Source organism: Stenotrophomonas sp. 10L48, from assembly GCF_056395105.1.
Map to the genome: position 1 here is coordinate 19787 of NZ_JBFTIX010000009.1, position 17265 is coordinate 37051.

The window sequence follows — 17265 nt, forward strand, 5'->3', positions numbered from 1 at the left end:
CGATGAACGGGCTGACCGACCGCCAGGCCTGGCTGTTCTCGATCAAGACCTACCTGGCAGCGATCGTCGCGCTGTATATCGCCATGGCCGGCAACCTGTCGCGCCCGTACTGGGCGATGGGCACGGTGTACATCGTCAGCCAGCCGCTGCTGGGCCCGACCCGGGCCAAGGGCGTGTACCGCATCCTCGGCACCCTGGCCGCCGGCCTGGCCACCCTGCTGATGTTGCCCGCCCTGGTGGAAACACCGCTGGTGCTGAGCGCGGCGATGTCGATCTGGCTGGCCGGCTGCCTGTTCCTGGCCCTGCTCAACCGTGGCCCACGTGGCTACGCGTTCCTGCTTGCCGGCTATACCACTGCATTCATCGGTTTCCCGGCGGTGACCTCGCCGGAGACCATCTTCGACACCGTGGTGGCGCGTAGCGAGGAGATCATCCTCGGTACGGTGGTAGCGGTGCTGTTCGCCTCGCTGCTGTTCCCGGCCTCGGTGCGGCCGATGCTGGGCGCGCGCATCGGCAACTGGATGGAGGACGCAGCGCAGTGGTGCCGGCAGATCCTCGAGCGCGGCCGCGCGCATGCCCCACGCAACCGGCTGGCCGCCGACCTGGTGCAGTTCGAGGCACTGATCGAGTTCCTGCGCCGCGATGACCCACGCCATGCCGGCGCGGCCGTCTCGATGGAGCGCCTGCGCGAACGCATGCTGTTGCTGCTGCCGGTGCTGTCATCGATCGCCGACCGCCTGAGTGCGCTGCGCAGCGATGGACAGACCCTGCCCGAGGGCCTGCCGACGCTGGTCGATGACATCCACGACTGGATCGACACGCCGTCCAGTGCCAGCGACTACGCGCGCCTGCGCGCACGCATCAGTGCGCTGAAGCCACAGGTGGACCGCGATCTGCAGCACCTGCAGCTGGCCAGCCTGCTGCTGCGCCTGGAGGAGCTGGTGGACCTGTGGCAGGACTGCCGCACCCTGCAGCACGCGATCGACCAGGGCACCGCGCCGCTGGACCGTGCGCACTACCGCATCCGCACCGAACGCGCCGCCACCGACAAGCACGTCGACTACGGCATGGCACTGTTCTCCGCGCTCAGCGCCGGTGTGGCGCTGATGAGCTACTGCGTGCTGTGGATCGGCCTGGGCTGGGAGGGCGGTGGCAACGGCGCGATGATGGCCGCGGTGACCGCCGCGTTCTTCGCGGCACAGGACGACCCGGCGCCGAGCATGGTCTCGTTCCTGGTGTGGGCGATGGTGGCTTCGCTGGTCGCCGGCGTGTACCTGTTCGGCGTGTTCCCCGCCGTGCACGACTTCGGCCTGCTGGCGCTGGTGCTGGCAGTGGTGTTCCTGCCGTTGGGCCTGCTGCTGCACCACCCGAAGAGCGCGCTGTTCGCGCTGCCGCTGACGGTCAACCTGGCTGCGCTGCTCAGCCTGCAGAACACCTACAGTGCCAACGTGCAGACCTTCGCCAACTCGTCGATCGCGATGTTCATCGGCATTGGCTTTGCGGTGGTGATGACCCGGCTGTTCCGCTCGGTGGGTGCCGAATGGACCGCGCGCCGGCTGGTACGGCAGGGCTGGACCACGCTGGCCGAGGCGGCCGAAGGCCGTGGCCAGCAGGATCGCCAGCGCTTCGCCGCGCGCATGCTGGATCTGCTCGGCCTGCTGGCACCGCGCCTGGCGGCGACCCCGGAAGGCAGCGACATCGCCTCGGTGGACATGCTCAACGAGGCGCGCATCGGCCTGAACATCCTGCAGCTGCGCCGCGCCCGCCTGGAGCTGCCGGAGCGCAGCCGCGAGGCGGTCGAGCACATTCTGGAGGAAGTGGCCGTGCACTATCGCCGGCAGATCGCCGCGCGCAAGCCGATTGTGGCGGCCGAGGCGCTGCGCGAGCGGCTGGACACCTCGTTGGGCCGGGTCGGCAGTGTGGCCGCCTGCAAGGCACGCGACGAGGCGCTGATGGGCCTGGTCGGCCTGCGGTTTGCGCTGTTCCCGGAAGCGAAGGCGTTGGCGCCGGGATTGGCGGACGCCGCAGCGCCGTCCGTCTGATGCGATCCACCGGGCATGGCCCGGCGCTACCATCGTCATCCGGTAGCGCCGGGCCATGCCCGGCGTCCTTACGCCACGGCAACAGGACGGTTCAATGAGTTACGACATGATGGTGTTCGAGGCCAGCGTCGCCCCGCGTGAAGCGGCGGCGTTCATCGCCTGGTTCGAGAAGCAGGCGCAGTGGGGCGAGAGCCACGAGTACGACGACCCGGCGGTCAGCAGCCCGGCGCTGCAGGCATGGTTCGCGGAGATGGCGCAGGAGTTTCCGCCGATGAACGGCCCGCTGAGCAATGACGATGATGATCGCGCCGAGGTGACCGAGTACAGCATCGGCCGCCATGTGATCTATGGCGCGTTCGCGTACTCGGTGGCCGAGCGCGCGCATGGGCGGGTGCAGGACCTGGCCGAGAAGCACGGCGTGGGGTTCTTCGATGTCAGTGCGGATGAAGCGGCGATCGTGTATCCGGATGGGTTGGTGTTGATGCCGGAATAGATTTGGCGGCAGGGCTGCGCCCTGCACCCGCCGAATCAACGGCAACGGCAACGGCAACGTCAACATCAAATGCGTGCTCTCCGTGGGTTGGCGGGGTGGGTCCGGTTGAGGGGGACGCCGTAAACCCATCCATGGGGGCTTGGYCGCGGCATCCATGCCGCKSACACCCCCKCAACCGGACCCACCCCGCCTTCGACAGTTYYCCGCGATCTGTCGRAATGGCAKGGCCTGCTYCTGGTGGGTGTCGACCTTGGTCGACACGGTAGATCCACGCCGTGCGTGGATGAAGGTGACCGACGTGATGGTAAGGCTGGCGTTTAGAACAACGTGCCTTGCACGGTGGGTTCTTCGCCGCGCGCCGGTTCCTCGGTTACCTCTTCCGCACCCAGTCGCCACGCCAACCCACCAAGGCGGCTGGCATGTCGTTTCAATGCCGCCTCCAGCACCTCGGCGCTGCCGGCCACCTGCAGGCGCTGGCGGGCGCGGGTCAGGCCGGTGTAGACCAGTTCGCGCGACAACACGCGGCTGTCCTGCCTCGGCAGCTGCAACCACACTTCCTCGAACTCCGAACCCTGCGCCTTGTGCACGGTCATCGCGAACGCGCTCTCGTGTGCGGGCAACGCTGCCGGGTGGAAGGCGCGCGGCTGGTCGGCGGTCTCGCCGGGGAACCAGGCCACCATCGCACCGCTGCCATCGCGCAGGCAGATGCCGATATCGCCGTTGAACAGGCGGTGGCGGTAGCTGTTTTCGGTGATCAGCAGCAGCCGGCCCTGGAAGTAGCCCGGGGTGTTGCCAGCCAGCAGCTGTTCAATACGGCTGTTGAGGCCACGCGCGCCCTGCGGGCCTTCGCGCAGTGCGGTCAGCACGCGCAAGCGACCGGCCTGCTGCAGTGCCTGCGCCGGGTCCACTGCGTCGGCCAGTGCGCGCCAGTGGTCGAGCAGATGCTCGCGCTGGCCACGCAACGGGTCCGCCTCGCCTTCATGGAAACGGACACCAGCCAGCCCGCCACTGCGCAGCAGGCGCAGGGCGGTACCGCTGTCACCGCCACGCACGGCCTGCGCCAGCGGCGCCAGGTCCAGCGCATCACTCTGCCGGTAGCCACGCTGCAACTGCACGCGGCGGCCTGCGAACGCGCGCGGCGGTGCCTGCGGCTGCAGCGTCGCCGCTGCCAGCAGTCCATGCAGCGCCTGCGCATCGTCGGCACGGGTGCCGATGCCATCGCCGCTGGCGCGCAGGATGGCGCTGAGCACATCACCGGCTTCCACCGATGGCAACTGGTCGGGATCGCCGAGCAGGATCAGGCGGGTACCGCTGGCGATCGCGTCGACCAGCTTGGCCATCAGCGGCAGGTCGATCATCGAAGCTTCGTCGACCACCACCACGTCCACCGGCAACGGATTGTCGGCGTGATGGCGGAAGCGCGGTGAATCGGGAATCACCCCGAGCAGGCGATGCAGGGTCGTGCCTGTGCTGGGCAGCGCGGTGCACAGCGCCGGATCCAGCCCCTGCCCCTGCAGCCGCTGTACGGCCAGGCGCAGGCTTTCGGCCATGCGCTCGGCGGCGCGGCCGGTGGGTGCAGCCAACGCTACCTTCGGCACGGGCAGGCCCTGGTGCTGCGCCTGTGCCGCCAACAGCAGCAGCAGGCGGGCGATGGTGGTGGTCTTGCCGGTACCGGGACCACCGGTGACCAGGGCCAGCGGATGGCGCAGGGTTACGCCAGCCGCACGGGCCTGGTGGTCCTCACCCGTTGCGGCGTGCGGGAACAGACGCGCGAACAGGGGCGCCACGGCGGCCATGTCCGGTGCAGCCAGCGGATGGCGGCCGATGCGTTGCAGACCGACAGCCAACTGCCGCTCGTATTCGCGGTAGCGGCGCAGGTACAGCAGACCGTTCTCCAGCACCAGCGGCGCTTCCGCGGCGGCGGCGTTGGCATCCTGCGGGGTCGCCACCCAGGGCGAGGCCTGCAGTTGCGCCAGCCACTGCGCAGGTTCGGGCCATGCCGGGATGCCATCGATCACGCGCTGGGGCTGGCGCGGATCGAAACCAGCGTGCCCCTGCGCCACGGCCAGCGAGGCCAGTGCGGCGGCCAGTGCCACGTCGTCCGGCGTGTCTTCGCGCAGGCGCTTGAGGCTGATGGCCAGGGCGTGGTCCAGGGTGCGCAGCTGGCCACTGCGATGCAGATCGCGCAGCAGGTTCATGCGGTTTCTCCGCGCGCGCGCGCCGCCATCTCGGCCTGGGCTGCTTCGCCGCCCGCAAACAAGGCATCCAGCGCATCCACCAGCTCAGGCGCGAAGCGCTGCACGTGCACGCCGTTGCCGGCGATATCCAGGCCCCGGCAGAACAGATAGCGGATACCGCCCATGTCGCGCGCGTAGTCGTATGCCGCACCCAGGCGGAAGCGCAGCCAGCGATGCAGGGCCACGGTATAGATCAGCGCCTGCAGGTCGTACTCGCTGTGGCGCATGGCGATCTCCAGCAGGTCCGGGCTGTAACCCGGCAGCCGGTTGGATTTGTAGTCCAGCACATACCAGCGGCCATCACGCACGTAGGTCAGATCGATCTTGCCGGTCATCAGGCCTTCCAGCCTTCTGCGCAGGCCGAAACCGCGCCGTGCGCTGGAGATGCCGTGCTCGTGCAGCAGCTGCAGCAGCACCGGTACTGCGGTCGGCTCGATGGCGAAGTGGAACTCGATTTCGGCCCGGCGCTCATGCTCGGGCACGCTGCACAGCGCACCGCCTTCGGGCAGCGGTACGGTGAGGGTGTGGCCGACCAGCGGCACCAGCACCGCCACGCCATCGTCCAGATCCTCGTCGGCATAGCCTTCGTCGTGCAGCGAGCGGCGCAGAACGTCGGCCTGTCCCTCCGGTGCCGGTTGCTGCGGCTGCCAGTGCGACCACAGTGCGAAGTCGACGTTCTCCAGTGCATCGTGCAGCACGTTGCCGAAGCGGCTGCCCATGAAGCGCGGATCCGGCGGCGCAGTGTCTTCTGCGGCAGCGTCCGGCAGCGCCGGTTCCAGCGGCAGCTCGGCACCGGCGGGTTCGTCGGCAGCCGGTGCCGGCAGTTCGGTGGCCGCCGCTTCGATATCGTCGCCGTTGCCAGCGTCGGCATGCGCCAGCTGGGTGAAGCTGTAGACCCACCAGTCATGTGGCACCCGGCGGGTCAAGGCACGCACCGCAGGCAGCTCACCTTCGGTTTCGGCCAGCAGCTGCGGCAGGCGGCCCGGCGGCGCACTGTCATCCAGGTCCACGTCCGCGTGCGCTCGCAGCGCCTGCAGGTCGCCCAGCAACGGCGCCAGGCGGGTCTTCGCATGGCCTGCCAGATCGCCGGTGGCGATCCACAAGGCATGCTCGGCGCGGGTCAGGCCCACGTACAGCAGGCGCGCGTCTTCTGCACGCTGTTCGCGCTCGCGCTGGCTGCTGGCCGCGTCCCAGGCATCGTCCCTGTCCAGCTTCCAATGCAGCTGGCGCTCACCCTCCAGGTGCACGGTGCAGTGCGTGGCGGTGTTCGGCGCGCCGCCATCGATGCCCACGAACGGCAGGAACACCAGCGGGTATTCCAGGCCCTTGCTCTTGTGCAGGGTGATGATCTGCACCCGTCGCGCGTCGGACTCCAGCCGCAGCAGCTGCTGCTCGTCATCCTGGTCGGCATTGGCCATCTGCCCCTGCAGCCAGTCCAGCAGGCCGTGCATGCCCAGTGCCTGCGCGGAGGCTTCCTGCAGCAGTTCGCCCAGCTGCAGGTAGTTGGTCAGGCGCCGCTCGCCGTCGATCAGTGCCAGCAGGCGCTCGCCCTGCGCGGCGCAGACATCGGCCACCACCGCGAACGGGCCGCCACGCTGCCAGCGCTCGCGCCAGTGCAGCAGCTGTGCCTGGAACCCGCGCTGCAGGTCCCCCTCACGCTCCATGCTGGCAATCGCGCTTGCGCGCTGCCCCAGCAGCACCGTTGCCAATGCAGTACGCAGTCGCCCTTCGTCGGCCGGTTGCAGCAACGCCAGCAGCAACGCACGCAGGTCACGGGCCTCGCTGGTGGCAAACAGGCTCTGCTTGCCGGCCGCCACCGCGGGAATGCCGACTGCGGCCAGTGCACGCTGCACCAGCGTGGCTTCGCGATGCGAGCGCACCAGCACGGCGATATCGCCGGGTTGCACCGGGCGCCCACGCAGCAGCGCGGTGCCGGCACGCGCCTCCAGCAGGATCTGGTGGATCGCTGCCACACAGGCCTGGGTCGCCGCGTCGCGCGACGCATCGGCGCCAAGGGCCTTTTCACCGTCGCTGCGCAGCAGGCGCAGGGTCAGCGCCGGTGCGGCCCGGCCATCGCGCAGGTAGTCCTCATCGACACGCACGCCACCGGGCCGCACCGGCTCGAACCGGATGTCGCGTTCGAGGAAGGCATCTTCGCCAGCGTTGTCGTACAGCGCCTGCAGCGCGCGCAGCACGGCCGGGCGCGAGCGGAAGTTCTGGTCCAGCGCCGGTGCCTGCTCGGCCACCTGCTTGGCTTTCAGGTAGGTATGGATGTCGCCGCCACGGAAGCCATAGATGGCCTGTTTGGGGTCACCGATCAGGAACAGCGCCGGCTGCAGCCCCAGTTCGTCCACCTCCGGCGAGGCGCCGAACACGGTATGGAAGATGCCCCACTGGCGGTCATCGGTATCCTGGAATTCATCGACCAGGGCGATGCGGTACTGCGCCCGCAGCTGCTTGACCAGGGCCAGCCGCTGCGGGCCTTCCAGCGCGCGGGCGACGCCGTCGATCAGATCGTCGTAGGTCTGCACGCGGCGCACGCGCTTCAGCACCGACAGGCGCTGGGTGGCTTCCTCGCGCAGGGCGTGCAGGAAGTTCAGTGCCGTGGCACGCAGCCATTGTTCGCGCTGCGCCAGCAGTGCCACGTAGCGCTCAAGCGGTGCCTGCAGCGGCGAGGACGGTGTGCGGTCGGCGGACTTCTTGTTGGTCTTGGCCACCAGCGCATCGGGCAGCAGCGCCGGCAAGCGGTCGCTGGACAACAGTTCGGCTGCGTCGCCGCGCTCGGCCCAGCCCAACAGCTGCCGGCCCAGCGGGTGCAGCCAGCCCAGCTTGTAGGAAACGCCGTTGATCCACTTGTTGTCGACCGCTTCGCACAGGTCCAGGAAGAAGCGCTCACCGTGCTCGCGCACGGCCATCGACAGTTCCGCCGCCGCGCCCTGCAGCGCCGGGCGCGGATCGTCCACGGCCAGCGGCTGCAGTGGCGGGTGCAGCGGTGGCGATGCCAGCAGCGCGCGCAGGTCAGCCGCCAGCGCATCCGGGTGGGACCACAACCAGGTCAGCGGTTCCAGCGTTGCCGGATCGTTGGCATGCACCCGCCACAGATCGGCCGCCAGTTCTTCCAGCAGCTCGCGATCGCTGGCCAGCAGCTCGGGCGGGTCGAAGGTATGCCCGCTTTCGAGCGCATGTTCGCGCAGCACGCGGGTGCAGAAGCCGTGGATGGTGAAGATCGCAGCCAGGTCGATCTCGTCGGCGGCTACCTGCAGGCGCCGCTTCAACGCTTTTGCGGTTTCCGTGCCGTCCTGCAGATGACGTTGCAGCACCTGCCGGGTCAGCAGCGCATCGGGTGTTTCATCGTCGCCGGGCGGCAGGTCGACCAGGCGCGCAGCCAGGGCCAGTCGCTCGCGGATGCGCTTGCGCAGTTCCTGGGTGGCGGCGTCAGTGAAGGTCACCGCCAGGATCTGGCCGATACGCAGGCCCTGCTCGACCACCAGACGGGTGAACAGCGTCGCCAGGGTAAAGGTCTTGCCGGTGCCGGCACTGGCTTCGATCAGTCGCGTGCCGTGCAGCGGCAACGCCAGGTAAGGGTCGGGGCAATGCGTGTTGATGGTAGCGCCCTCGGCACCGCTGCTCATGCGTGGCCCGCCTGTGGATCATTGCCGAAGCTGCGCCCTTCGCGCACGGCGCTGAAGACCACCTGGCTGTTGCGCAGCAGGTCGGCGTAACTGGCGTCGTCGGCGAACGGGTCGGCGCCACGCAGCAGCAGCTGCCAGGCATCACTGTTGGCTTCACCCCAGCTGCGGTCGCTGCCATGCCATTGTTTCCAGCCTTCGCTGCGCTGCTTTTCCACCGGCGCGTTGAACAGCACCCAGCCGGTATAGGGCGCAAAGCGCAGTGGTTCGCGCAGCCCGCGCTGGCGCAGCTGCAGCAGCGCGCGCAATGCCGCGCGTGCTGCGGGCACGGTCAAGGCAGGCAATGCATGCGGACCGGGGCCGGCATCACCGCCGTCGTAGAACTGCACCAGCGGCAAGGCATCGCCGGCGGCGTTGGCCAGCAGCCAGTCCAGCCCCTGGCGGATCACCGCGTTGCCGTTGAGGGCGCCGGCGCGCAGGCGCACCAGGCCTTCGGGATGGCGATCACCGACCCGGCCATGCAGGCGAACGCCGTCGATCTCCACTTCATAGCGGCGGCTCTCCAGCGGCGTGCCCTGCAACCAGCCCAGCATGGCCGTGGCATAGGGGCGGGTCTTGAGCCGCTCCACTTCAAACTGGCGCTCGCCGAGGATGCCCGACGGCAGCAGCCCGCGTGCGCGCAGCCGAGGGTACAGCGGCTCGCCGTCACCGGCCAGGGTGGCCTGCACCACGGCCAGCTGCACACTGCGCTTCTCCGGCCCACGCGAGGACAGCACCAGCGGCTCCAGGTCGTCGACGTCCTCGACGTCGTCGGCCAGGCGCAGGCCCAGCGACTGTGCGAGGAACTGCCCGGCCGGATCACACAGGAAACGACGCAGGCTCTCCAGCGAGACCTCTTCTTCCACCGCGTCGTCCACCGGCGGCGGCAGTGCGGCGTCGAACCACGGCAGCAGGCCGCCGCGCTGCCCGCCCAGCCGCCCGGCGGCCGGGTGCCACTGCCGGCGGTAGCTGAAGCGGCGTGGATCGCCGTCACCGAAGGCGGCCGGCGAGAACGGCTGCAGCGCGTGGCGCACGGTGAAGTCCCGCGTGGCGGTCGACGGATCGAGGTGATAGGCCGCGGCGGCATCGATCAGTTCGCTGACCAGCACCGAGGGTTCGCGCACGCTGCCATCGCGCGGGTCCGCGCCGAGGTAGCTGAGGTAGAACACGTCCTGCGCAGCAGCAAACAACTGCAGGAACAGGAAACGATCGTCTTCGCGGGTGGAGCGGTCGCCGGGACGGCGGCGCGGCGTATCCAGTTCGGCGGTGAGCTGGTTGAGGCCGGCGGCCGGGTCGCGACGCGGGAAATCACCATCGTTGAGGCCGAGCACGCAGATCACCCGGAACGGCAGCAGGCGCATCGGCACCATGCGGCCGAAGCTGATGCCACCGGTCAGCAACGGCGCGCGCGTATCGGCCTCGGCAAGCGCACCGGCGAAGTGCGCACGCACCACCTCCGGTGGCACGCCATCGACGAACCCGGCCTTGTACGCATCTTCGGCGAACTGGTTGAGCAGCTTGCGCAGGCGCTCCAGCGCGCGCTGGCTGTTGGGCGAGCTGGGTGGTGTCGGCAGCAGGGCATCGAGCAGCGACAGCAGGCGCTGCCGCCACTGTGCCGGGGTCAACAGTTCGCCCAGCCGGCGCTGGTAGACGGCCAGCACGCGCAGCAGGCGCAGCAGCCGGTCCAGCGCATCCAGCGCCCCGCCTTCCAGTTCGATCCACGGCGCCACCCCGACCAGATCCACCTCGCTGCCGGTGGCGTGGCCCAGCAGCAGGCGATCCAGCGCGAACTGCCAGGTGTAGGCGTCATCGCTGGGGGCCTGCAGCTGGTCGCGATGCTGGGCATCCAGGCCCCAGCGTGCGCCTGCCTGCTGCAACCAGCCATGCAGTCGGTCGAAGTCCACCGCTTCCAGGCCGGCGGCCTCGGCCAGGGGTGCACTGGCCAGCAGATCCAGCACCTCGTTCAGGCCGAAGCGCGAAATCGGCAGGCCAAGCAGGTGCACGAACACGTCGGCCAGCGGCTCGCCAGCCAACGGACTGCTGTCGGCCAGCGCGTAGGGAATGTGTTCGTCCTCGCCCCCCCGTCCGCCGAACACCGCTTCCAGATAGGGCACATACGGATCGATGTCCGGCGCCAGCACGGCGATCTCGCGCGCCTGCAACGGCGGGTCGAAGCGCGGGTCCTGCAGCAGGCTGCGCAGCTGGTCGTGCAGCACCTGCAGCTCGCGCAGGCGGGTGTGGCAGGCGTGCACCTGCAGGCTCGGGTCGTCGCTGCGCAGGCCATCGCGCAGTTCACCGGAAGGCAAGGCACGACGGTGGAACAGGTCGCGCTGCAGGCGATGCAGCAGGCTGTCGGACAGCCCGCCCTGGTCCATCGTCGGCCGCGTGTCTTGCTCGGGGTCGGAATAGGCCGCGATCTCACCGGCCGGATGCACCACTTCATAGCTGCCCAGCACCGCCATGAAATCGCGGCCGGCCGCACCCCACGCTTCCAGCAGGCGGTTCTCGCCGGCGGCCTCGCCGAACGGGTCCGGCGCACCGCTGCGCAGGCGCTCTGCCAGGGTCTGCAGGTCGCCCCAGTAGGACTGCACCGGCGTGGGCAGATAGAAATGCAGTTCGCCCACCCGCGACTGGGTGGCCATCACCCGCAGTACGTCGGGCGAGATGTTGAGGGTGGCGAACGCCGACATCCGCGGCGGCAGGCCCTGCGGCAGCGGTTGGCCGGCGCCCTCGAAGCGGTCCAGGTACGCCTGGATGCGGCGCGCGCGGTAACCATGGCCGGCGGCGATGCTGCGCCACAGGATGGCCTGCGGATCGGCCGCGTCGGCGCCGGCTTCCCAGCGCAGCAGCCAGTCGCGGCGCCAGGCCTGGTACTTCTCGAACACCGAGGCCAGTTCGCCGGCCAGGGCCCAGGGTTTGAGCGCGTCGCCCCCGGCAAGATAGGACTGCAGCGCGCGCATCGGTGGCTGTGCCAGCAGCTGCGGATCGCGCAGGGCCTGGTACAGGCGCCAGTGCAGGGCGGCCGCGTCCAGGTCGTCGGCTTCGCCCTCGACATTGGCGTTCAGCGCACGGGCGACGAACTCACCGGGGGTCAGGAATTCCAGGTTGGCGGCCACGCCATACTCGGCAGCCAGTGTCGCCTGCAGCCAGCGCCGCATCGCCACCTGCGGGATCAGCACCACCTCCGGCGCCAGCAGCGACTGCCCCGGCACCGGCACACGCACGTTGCGCGCCAGCAGGGCAGCCAGCACGTCCAGCGAATTGGAATGGTAGAGGCGGAAGTCGCTGCCCGGGTCACTCATCGTGCACAGTGTGCAGCACACCCGCCCGTATTCAATCCCGGGGTACGGTGATCGCGACGGATTGTTCCGGTCGTTTTCGGAATTGTCCCGGTCTGGCGACGGTCCGACCGTGCAACAATACTGCACCGTCCAGTCTGCTTATGTTCAGCAGTCTGACCCGATGCTTCAATGTCGAAAAAACGTTAAGGGTGCCCATGTCGGCTTCCACTCCCAGTCTGGTGCAGTTGTCCAACGTCCGCATCGACCGGAGCGGGCGCACGATCCTGCGCGACGTTTCGCTGCAGGTGCCCAAGGGCAGCATCACCGCGGTGCTCGGTCCGTCCGGCAGCGGCAAGTCGACCCTGCTGGCGGCGCTGACCGGCGAACTGCGTCCGGTTGCAGGCGACGTCACCCTGTTCGGCAAACCCATCCCGCAGCGCACCGCCGAACTTCTGGAGATGCGCAAGAGCGTCGGCGTACTGCTGCAGGGCAATGGCCTGCTGACCGACCTGACCGTGGCCGAGAACGTCGCCCTGCCGTTGCGCACCCACACCCGCCTGCCGGCACCGGTGCTGCGCCGGCTGGTGCAGATGAAGCTGCATTCGGTCGGCCTGCTGGCCGCCGCCGATGCCTGGCCGCGTGAGCTGTCCGGTGGCATGGCCCGGCGCGTGGCACTGGCCCGCGCGTTGGCCCTGGACCCGCCGCTGATGATCTACGACGAGCCGCTGACCGGGCTGGACCCGATCGCCTCGGGGGTGATCATGAGCCTGATCCAGCGCCTCAACCACAGCCTGGGCTTGACCAGCATCATCGTCAGCCACCACGTGCACGAGACTCTGCCGATCTGCGACCAGGTAATCGCGATCGCCAATGGCGGCATCGTGTTCCAGGGCACGCCGGAGGCGCTGCAGACCAGCCAGGACCCGCTGCTGCAGCAGTTCCTGCATGGCCAGCCCGATGGTCCCATCCCGTTTGATGCCGCACCGCGCGCGAGGGTTGCCTGATGCCGTTCGTGCAAGCCACCCGCTCGCTGGGTCGTGCCGGCCTGTTCTCGCTGACCGTGCTGCGCGGTTCGCTGCCGACCCGTGATTTCCTGGCCGAGCTGACCCGCGAGATCTACAAGATCGGTGCGCGCTCGCTGCCGATCATCGCCGTGGGCGGTGCCTTCGTCGGCCTGGTGCTGACCCTGCAGGGCTACCGCACGCTGACCACCTTCGGTGCGGCCGACGCGCTGTCCACCCTGCTCGGCCTGTCGCTGTACCGCGAACTGGCACCGGTGCTGACCGCGTTGTTGTTCATCGGCCGCGCCGGCAGTTCGATCGCCGCCGAGCTGGGCCTGATGCGCGCCACCGACCAGATCAAGGCGCTGGAACTGATGGCCATCGACCCGGTGGCCAAGGCCGTGGCACCGCGCTTCTGGGCGGCGGTACTGACCGTGCCGCTGCTGACCGGCATCTTCTGTTCGCTGGCGATCAGTGCCAGCTACTTCGAAGCCGTGCACGTGCTGGGCCTGGACAACGGCGTGTTCTGGTCGGCGCTGCGTGGCAGCGTGGACTTCTGGGACGACTTCGGCGTGGCGATGCTGAAGTCGGCGATCTTCGGTGGTACCGCAGCCCTGGTGGCCGCCTATGTCGGCTTCCACGCCGAACCGACCATCGAAGGCACGTCCGTCGCCACCACCCGTGCGGTGGTCAACGCCTCGCTGCTGGTGCTGATGTTCAACTTCGTACTGTCGGCAATGTTGTTCACCTAACCCCTCCATCGGCGGTGCGCATCGGCGCGCGGCCACCACGACTGATCAGGTAATCCACATGGCCATCCGCGGTCCCAGACTCGAATTCTCCGTCGGCGCCTTCCTGCTGCTGGCCCTGGCCTCGCTGATGGTGCTGGCCGTCGCCTCGACCAACCAGCGCTGGAGCTGGGGTGGCGAAGGCTATGAACTCAAGGCACGCTTCTCCCAGGTCGGCCAGCTGCGCAAGCAGGCGCCGGTGAAGATCGGTGGTGTCACCGTCGGCCAGGTCGCAGCGATCGATCTGGACCCGGTGAAGTTCGAATCGATCGTGACCCTGCGCATGGACAGCAAGGTCAAGGATCTGCCGGCCGATACCTCGGCGGGCATCTTCACCAGTGGTTTGCTCGGCGAGAGCTATATCGGTCTGCAGCCCGGCGGCGATCCCGACGTGCTGAAGCCCGGCGAAGAGATCGTCTTCACCCAGCCGGCCGTGGACCTGATCCAGCTGGTCGGCAAATACATGTTCAGTGGCGGCGCCGGTGGCGGCGCTGCTCCGAAGCCCAACGATGGCGCGCAGGCGCCTGCAACGGAAACGCAACCATGAAGATGAAACTGATCCCGGCCCTGCTCGCCTCGTCGCTGCTGCTGGCTACCCCGTTCCTGGCCCAGGCGCAGGCCGCCGCCCCCGCTGCCGCCGCCCCCCAGGGCCAGGCCGGCAAGGTGGTGATCGACGCCAGCACGCGCATCCTCACCACCCTGCAGCAGCGCCGTGCCGAATTCAGCGGCAACCCGGCCAGCCTGCGCAGCTATATCGACAGCGAGCTCAACCGCACCTTCGACCGCGACTATGCCGCGCGCCTGGTGCTGGGCACGCACGCCCGCGGCGCTGCGGACGCTGACATCAAGCTGTTCGCCAATGCGATGGCCGACAACCTGATGCAGCGCTATGGCTCGACCCTGCTCAACATCCAGGGCAAGCCGAGCTTCCGCCTGAAGGGCGAAAGCCCGCTGCCGGGCAACCGCGGCGTGCGCGTGAGCACCGAGCTGGTGCGTGCCGGCAGCGAGCCGACGCCGGTGGAGTACTGGATGCGCAACGAAGGCGGCCAGTGGAAGATCTTCGACGTGAACATCGAAGGCATCTCCTACGTGCAGACCTTCCGCAACCAGTTCGATGCCCCGCTGCGACAGAAGGGCATCAAGCAGGTGGCCACCGAACTGCGCAGCGGCAGCATGCAGGCTGGGCCGGCCGGCAATGGCAAATAAGGCGCTGGCGCTGCTGGAAGGTGACACCCTGCGCCTGCGCGGGGTGCTCGACCGTGCAGCGGTGATCGCGCTGTGGCCGCAACTGCAGGCCCTGCCTGCGCAGCTGTCGCGGCTGGAACTGGCGGAGGTCGAGCGCGTGGACAGCGCCGGCCTGGCGTTGTTGGCCGAGTTGGCCGCACGCGCGCGCCAGGGCGGCCATCCGCTGACAATCTCCGGCGCCCCCGCCGGCTACAACGAGCTGAGCGCGGCCTACCGGCTGTCGCCCGACCTGGACTTCAACGCTACTTCTGCTGCGAGCTGACATGAACGTCGTGCGCGTTTTCCCTCTGATCCTCCTGGCCGCCGCGCTCAGCGCCTGTGCCGGCAAGCCGGCGCGCAGCGACGCGCCGACCGCCGACACCGTGGTGCCGGCGACGAATACCACCACGGTCGACAACGCTGCTGGTGCGGATGCGCCTGCTGCGAGCGTCGCAGCCGACGCCCCCGTACCTGCTGCGGCCGCGCCGGCACCGGCTACCGCCTCGCAGGGTGCAACCGGCAGTGATGCCACCGCCGCCGCACCGGGCGGCGATGACGACTTCGACGCGCTGTACGGCGCCAATGGCAGCACCACCAGCACTACCGCGTACGACCCGTGGGAACCCTTCAACCGCAAGGTGCACGGGTTCAACAACGCCGTCGACCGCGGTATCGCTCGCCCGCTGGCAACCGCCTATACCCACGTGGTGCCGCGCTTTGCCCGTACCGGCGTGAGCAACTTCTTCAGCAACCTGCGTGCGCCGCTGACCATCACCAACCAGCTGCTGCAGGGCCGCCCCGGCGACGCCTGGGACAGCCTGGGCCGGTTCCTGATGAACAGCACGCTGGGCATCGGTGGCCTGTTCGACCCGGCCAGCAAGGCGATGGTGCCGCGACGCAACGAGGACTTCGGGCAGACCCTGGGCGCCTGGGGCTGGCGTCGTTCGCGCTACGTGGAACTGCCGTTCTTCGGCCCGCGTACCGTGCGTGATGTGTTCGGCCTGGCCGGTGACATCCCGCTGTCGCCGATCCGCCGCATCGAAAGCGACAAGTACCGCATCGGTCTGCAGGGCCTGCAGCTGGTCGATACCCGCGCGCAGCTGCTGGCGATCGACGACCTGCGCGATACCGCGGTGGACGAATACGCCCTGGTCCGCGATGCCTGGATGCAGCGCCGCAACTACCAGATCGAGAACGACCTGCGTGGCAAGCGCGAGCGTGGCAGCGACGATGCGAACTCGCCGATCCCGGTCGATGCGATGCCGATGCCGCAGTGGACCAATTGACCGCTGCCGGCAACGCATGAAAAAACCCCGCCTCGGCGGGGTTTTTTGTTTTACCGACGTCCACCCACCTTCCGGCAGGTGCCAACCTTGGTTGGCACGTCGTCTTCAGGCCGCCAGCGCCGCCTCGACCGCTTCGCGCAGGCGCGCGTCATCGGCGGCAACGTCCGGGGCAAAGCGGGCGATGACCTCGCCATCGCGGCCAACCAGGAACTTCTCGAAGTTCCACAGCACCGCCGGTGCCGGGTGGATCGGAATCTCCTTGCTGGCCAGGCGCTCGCGCAGCGGGCCTTCACCGATCGCCTGCGGCTGCGCGGCGGTCAGCTGCTGGTACAGCGGGTGGGTATCTTCACCGGCCACGCTGATCTTGGCGAACATCGGGAAGCTCACATCGTAGGTCAGCTGGCAGAACTGCTGGATCTCCGCCTCGCTGCCCGGCTCCTGGCCGAGGAAGTTGTTGGCCGGGAAGCCCAGTACTTCCAGCCCCTGCGCGTGCTTTTCCGCATACAGCGCCTGCAGGCCTTCGTACTGCGGGGTCAGGCCGCACTTGGACGCCACGTTGACCAGCAGCAGCACCTTGCCCTGGTAGTCGGCAAGAGAGGACGGCTGGCCGTCGATGGTGGTGAGGGAAATATCCTGGATCGAGGTGCTCACGCGGGGCTCCGGCTACAGTGGGGAAAGGCCCACCAGCATACCGCCGCACGTGACCGGTAGTGCCGGCCGCTGGCCGGCAGCCTCATGAMTCTTCGGGAACGRTCGTGCAGCTGCCGGCCAGCGGCCGGCACTACCGTCAGTCGACGCAGAGGGTGCCTTGTGCCTTGCCACCGTCGATGCGTTGCCGGCAACCGAAGTTCTGGCTGACATCACGCTGGCAGGTGCCGGTTGCCACCGCGCCTGCGGTCACCTCGGCGGACGCCAGGCACTGGCCGCTGCAGTCGCTCTTGCTGCTGCAGGACTTGCCCGCGTCAGCATAGGGAATCACGCACTGCACCCGTTGCAGGCGGCCCAAGGGCTGCAGGGTACCGCCCGCCGCGCGGCAGTCCACATCGCGTGCTTCTTCATAGGCTGCAGCGGCTTCAGGGCTGTCGGCCACCGTGGCTGCCGCGCCTGCATCGTCACTGGCGGGTGGAGCACTGCTGCAGGCGGCAAGCAGCGCGCCCAAGGCAGCGCTGGCAAGGAATCGGAGGCGCATGGCGGTACCTGGTCAGTGAGGACGGCGCCAGCATACGCACCCGGCGATGCAGGTGG

13 protein-coding genes are annotated in these 17265 nt (G+C 68.8%); 8 read left to right on the forward strand and 5 right to left on the reverse strand.

Going from position 1 to position 17265, the window contains the following annotated elements; all coding sequences use genetic code 11:
• Positions 1-2 precede the first annotated feature (2 nt).
• Both AC1DCU_RS15860 and AC1DCU_RS15865 read left to right on the forward strand, forming a co-directional pair.
• A complete protein-coding gene (locus AC1DCU_RS15860) occupies positions 3-2042 on the forward strand; it encodes an FUSC family protein (protein ID WP_099844471.1) in 2040 nt (679 codons plus the stop codon).
• Positions 2043-2136: 94 nt separating this feature from the next.
• Positions 2137-2535 carry a hypothetical protein gene (locus tag AC1DCU_RS15865; RefSeq protein ID WP_032978532.1) on the forward strand — a complete coding sequence of 133 codons (399 nt, stop codon included), beginning with the start codon at positions 2137-2139 and terminating at the stop codon, positions 2533-2535.
• A gap of 317 nt (positions 2536-2852) precedes the next feature.
• Here the strand turns inward: AC1DCU_RS15865 and recD are convergent, their stop codons facing one another.
• Genes recD through recC form a run of 3 tightly spaced genes read right to left on the reverse strand, consistent with a single transcriptional unit; the run spans position 2853 to position 11742 of the window.
• Positions 2853-4733 carry an exodeoxyribonuclease V subunit alpha gene (recD, locus tag AC1DCU_RS15870; protein ID WP_032978529.1) on the reverse strand — a complete coding sequence of 627 codons (1881 nt, stop codon included), beginning with the start codon at positions 4731-4733 and terminating at the stop codon, positions 2853-2855.
• A complete protein-coding gene (gene recB, locus AC1DCU_RS15875) occupies positions 4730-8404 on the reverse strand; it encodes an exodeoxyribonuclease V subunit beta (protein WP_032978526.1) in 3675 nt (1224 codons plus the stop codon). The genes recD and recB overlap by 4 nt, the downstream gene beginning before the upstream one ends.
• Positions 8401-11742, reverse strand: coding sequence for an exodeoxyribonuclease V subunit gamma (recC, locus tag AC1DCU_RS15880; protein ID WP_442251389.1), 3342 nt, complete (start codon positions 11740-11742; stop codon positions 8401-8403). The genes recB and recC overlap by 4 nt, the downstream gene beginning before the upstream one ends.
• Positions 11743-11936: 194 nt before the next feature.
• On the opposite strand from recC, the gene AC1DCU_RS15885 reads away from it, so the two are divergent.
• The 6 genes from AC1DCU_RS15885 to AC1DCU_RS15910 are packed head-to-tail and all read left to right on the forward strand — an operon-like array spanning position 11937 to position 16020.
• Positions 11937-12725 (forward strand): ABC transporter ATP-binding protein, encoded by a 789-nt coding sequence (locus AC1DCU_RS15885; protein WP_025875633.1) that lies wholly within the window; start codon positions 11937-11939, stop codon positions 12723-12725.
• Entirely contained in the window at positions 12725-13474 is a 750-nt protein-coding gene (locus AC1DCU_RS15890) for an MlaE family lipid ABC transporter permease subunit (protein ID WP_006404088.1), read from the forward strand. The genes AC1DCU_RS15885 and AC1DCU_RS15890 overlap by 1 nt, the downstream gene beginning before the upstream one ends.
• 58 nt (positions 13475-13532) lie before the next feature.
• Complete coding sequence (gene mlaD, locus AC1DCU_RS15895) at positions 13533-14057, forward strand: outer membrane lipid asymmetry maintenance protein MlaD (RefSeq protein ID WP_442251390.1); 525 nt, start codon at positions 13533-13535, stop codon at positions 14055-14057.
• The gene (locus tag AC1DCU_RS15900; protein ID WP_025875629.1) at positions 14054-14716 is read left to right on the forward strand and encodes an MlaC/ttg2D family ABC transporter substrate-binding protein; all 663 of its coding nucleotides are present in this window, start codon (positions 14054-14056) and stop codon (positions 14714-14716) included. The genes mlaD and AC1DCU_RS15900 overlap by 4 nt, the downstream gene beginning before the upstream one ends.
• Positions 14706-15017, forward strand: coding sequence for an STAS domain-containing protein (locus AC1DCU_RS15905; protein ID WP_025875628.1), 312 nt, complete (start codon positions 14706-14708; stop codon positions 15015-15017). The genes AC1DCU_RS15900 and AC1DCU_RS15905 overlap by 11 nt, the downstream gene beginning before the upstream one ends.
• 1 nt (position 15018) lies before the next feature.
• Positions 15019-16020 carry an MlaA family lipoprotein gene (locus tag AC1DCU_RS15910; protein ID WP_032978521.1) on the forward strand — a complete coding sequence of 334 codons (1002 nt, stop codon included), beginning with the start codon at positions 15019-15021 and terminating at the stop codon, positions 16018-16020.
• Between the two features lie 105 nt (positions 16021-16125).
• On the opposite strand, the gene AC1DCU_RS15915 is transcribed toward AC1DCU_RS15910, so the two are convergent.
• Positions 16126-16671: a glutathione peroxidase gene (locus AC1DCU_RS15915; RefSeq protein WP_442251391.1), complete on the reverse strand. Its 546-nt coding sequence runs from the start codon at positions 16669-16671 to the stop codon at positions 16126-16128.
• Positions 16672-16807: 136 nt separating this feature from the next.
• Entirely contained in the window at positions 16808-17209 is a 402-nt protein-coding gene (locus AC1DCU_RS15920) for a hypothetical protein (RefSeq protein WP_312401772.1), read from the reverse strand.
• Between the last annotated feature and the right edge of the window lie 56 nt (positions 17210-17265).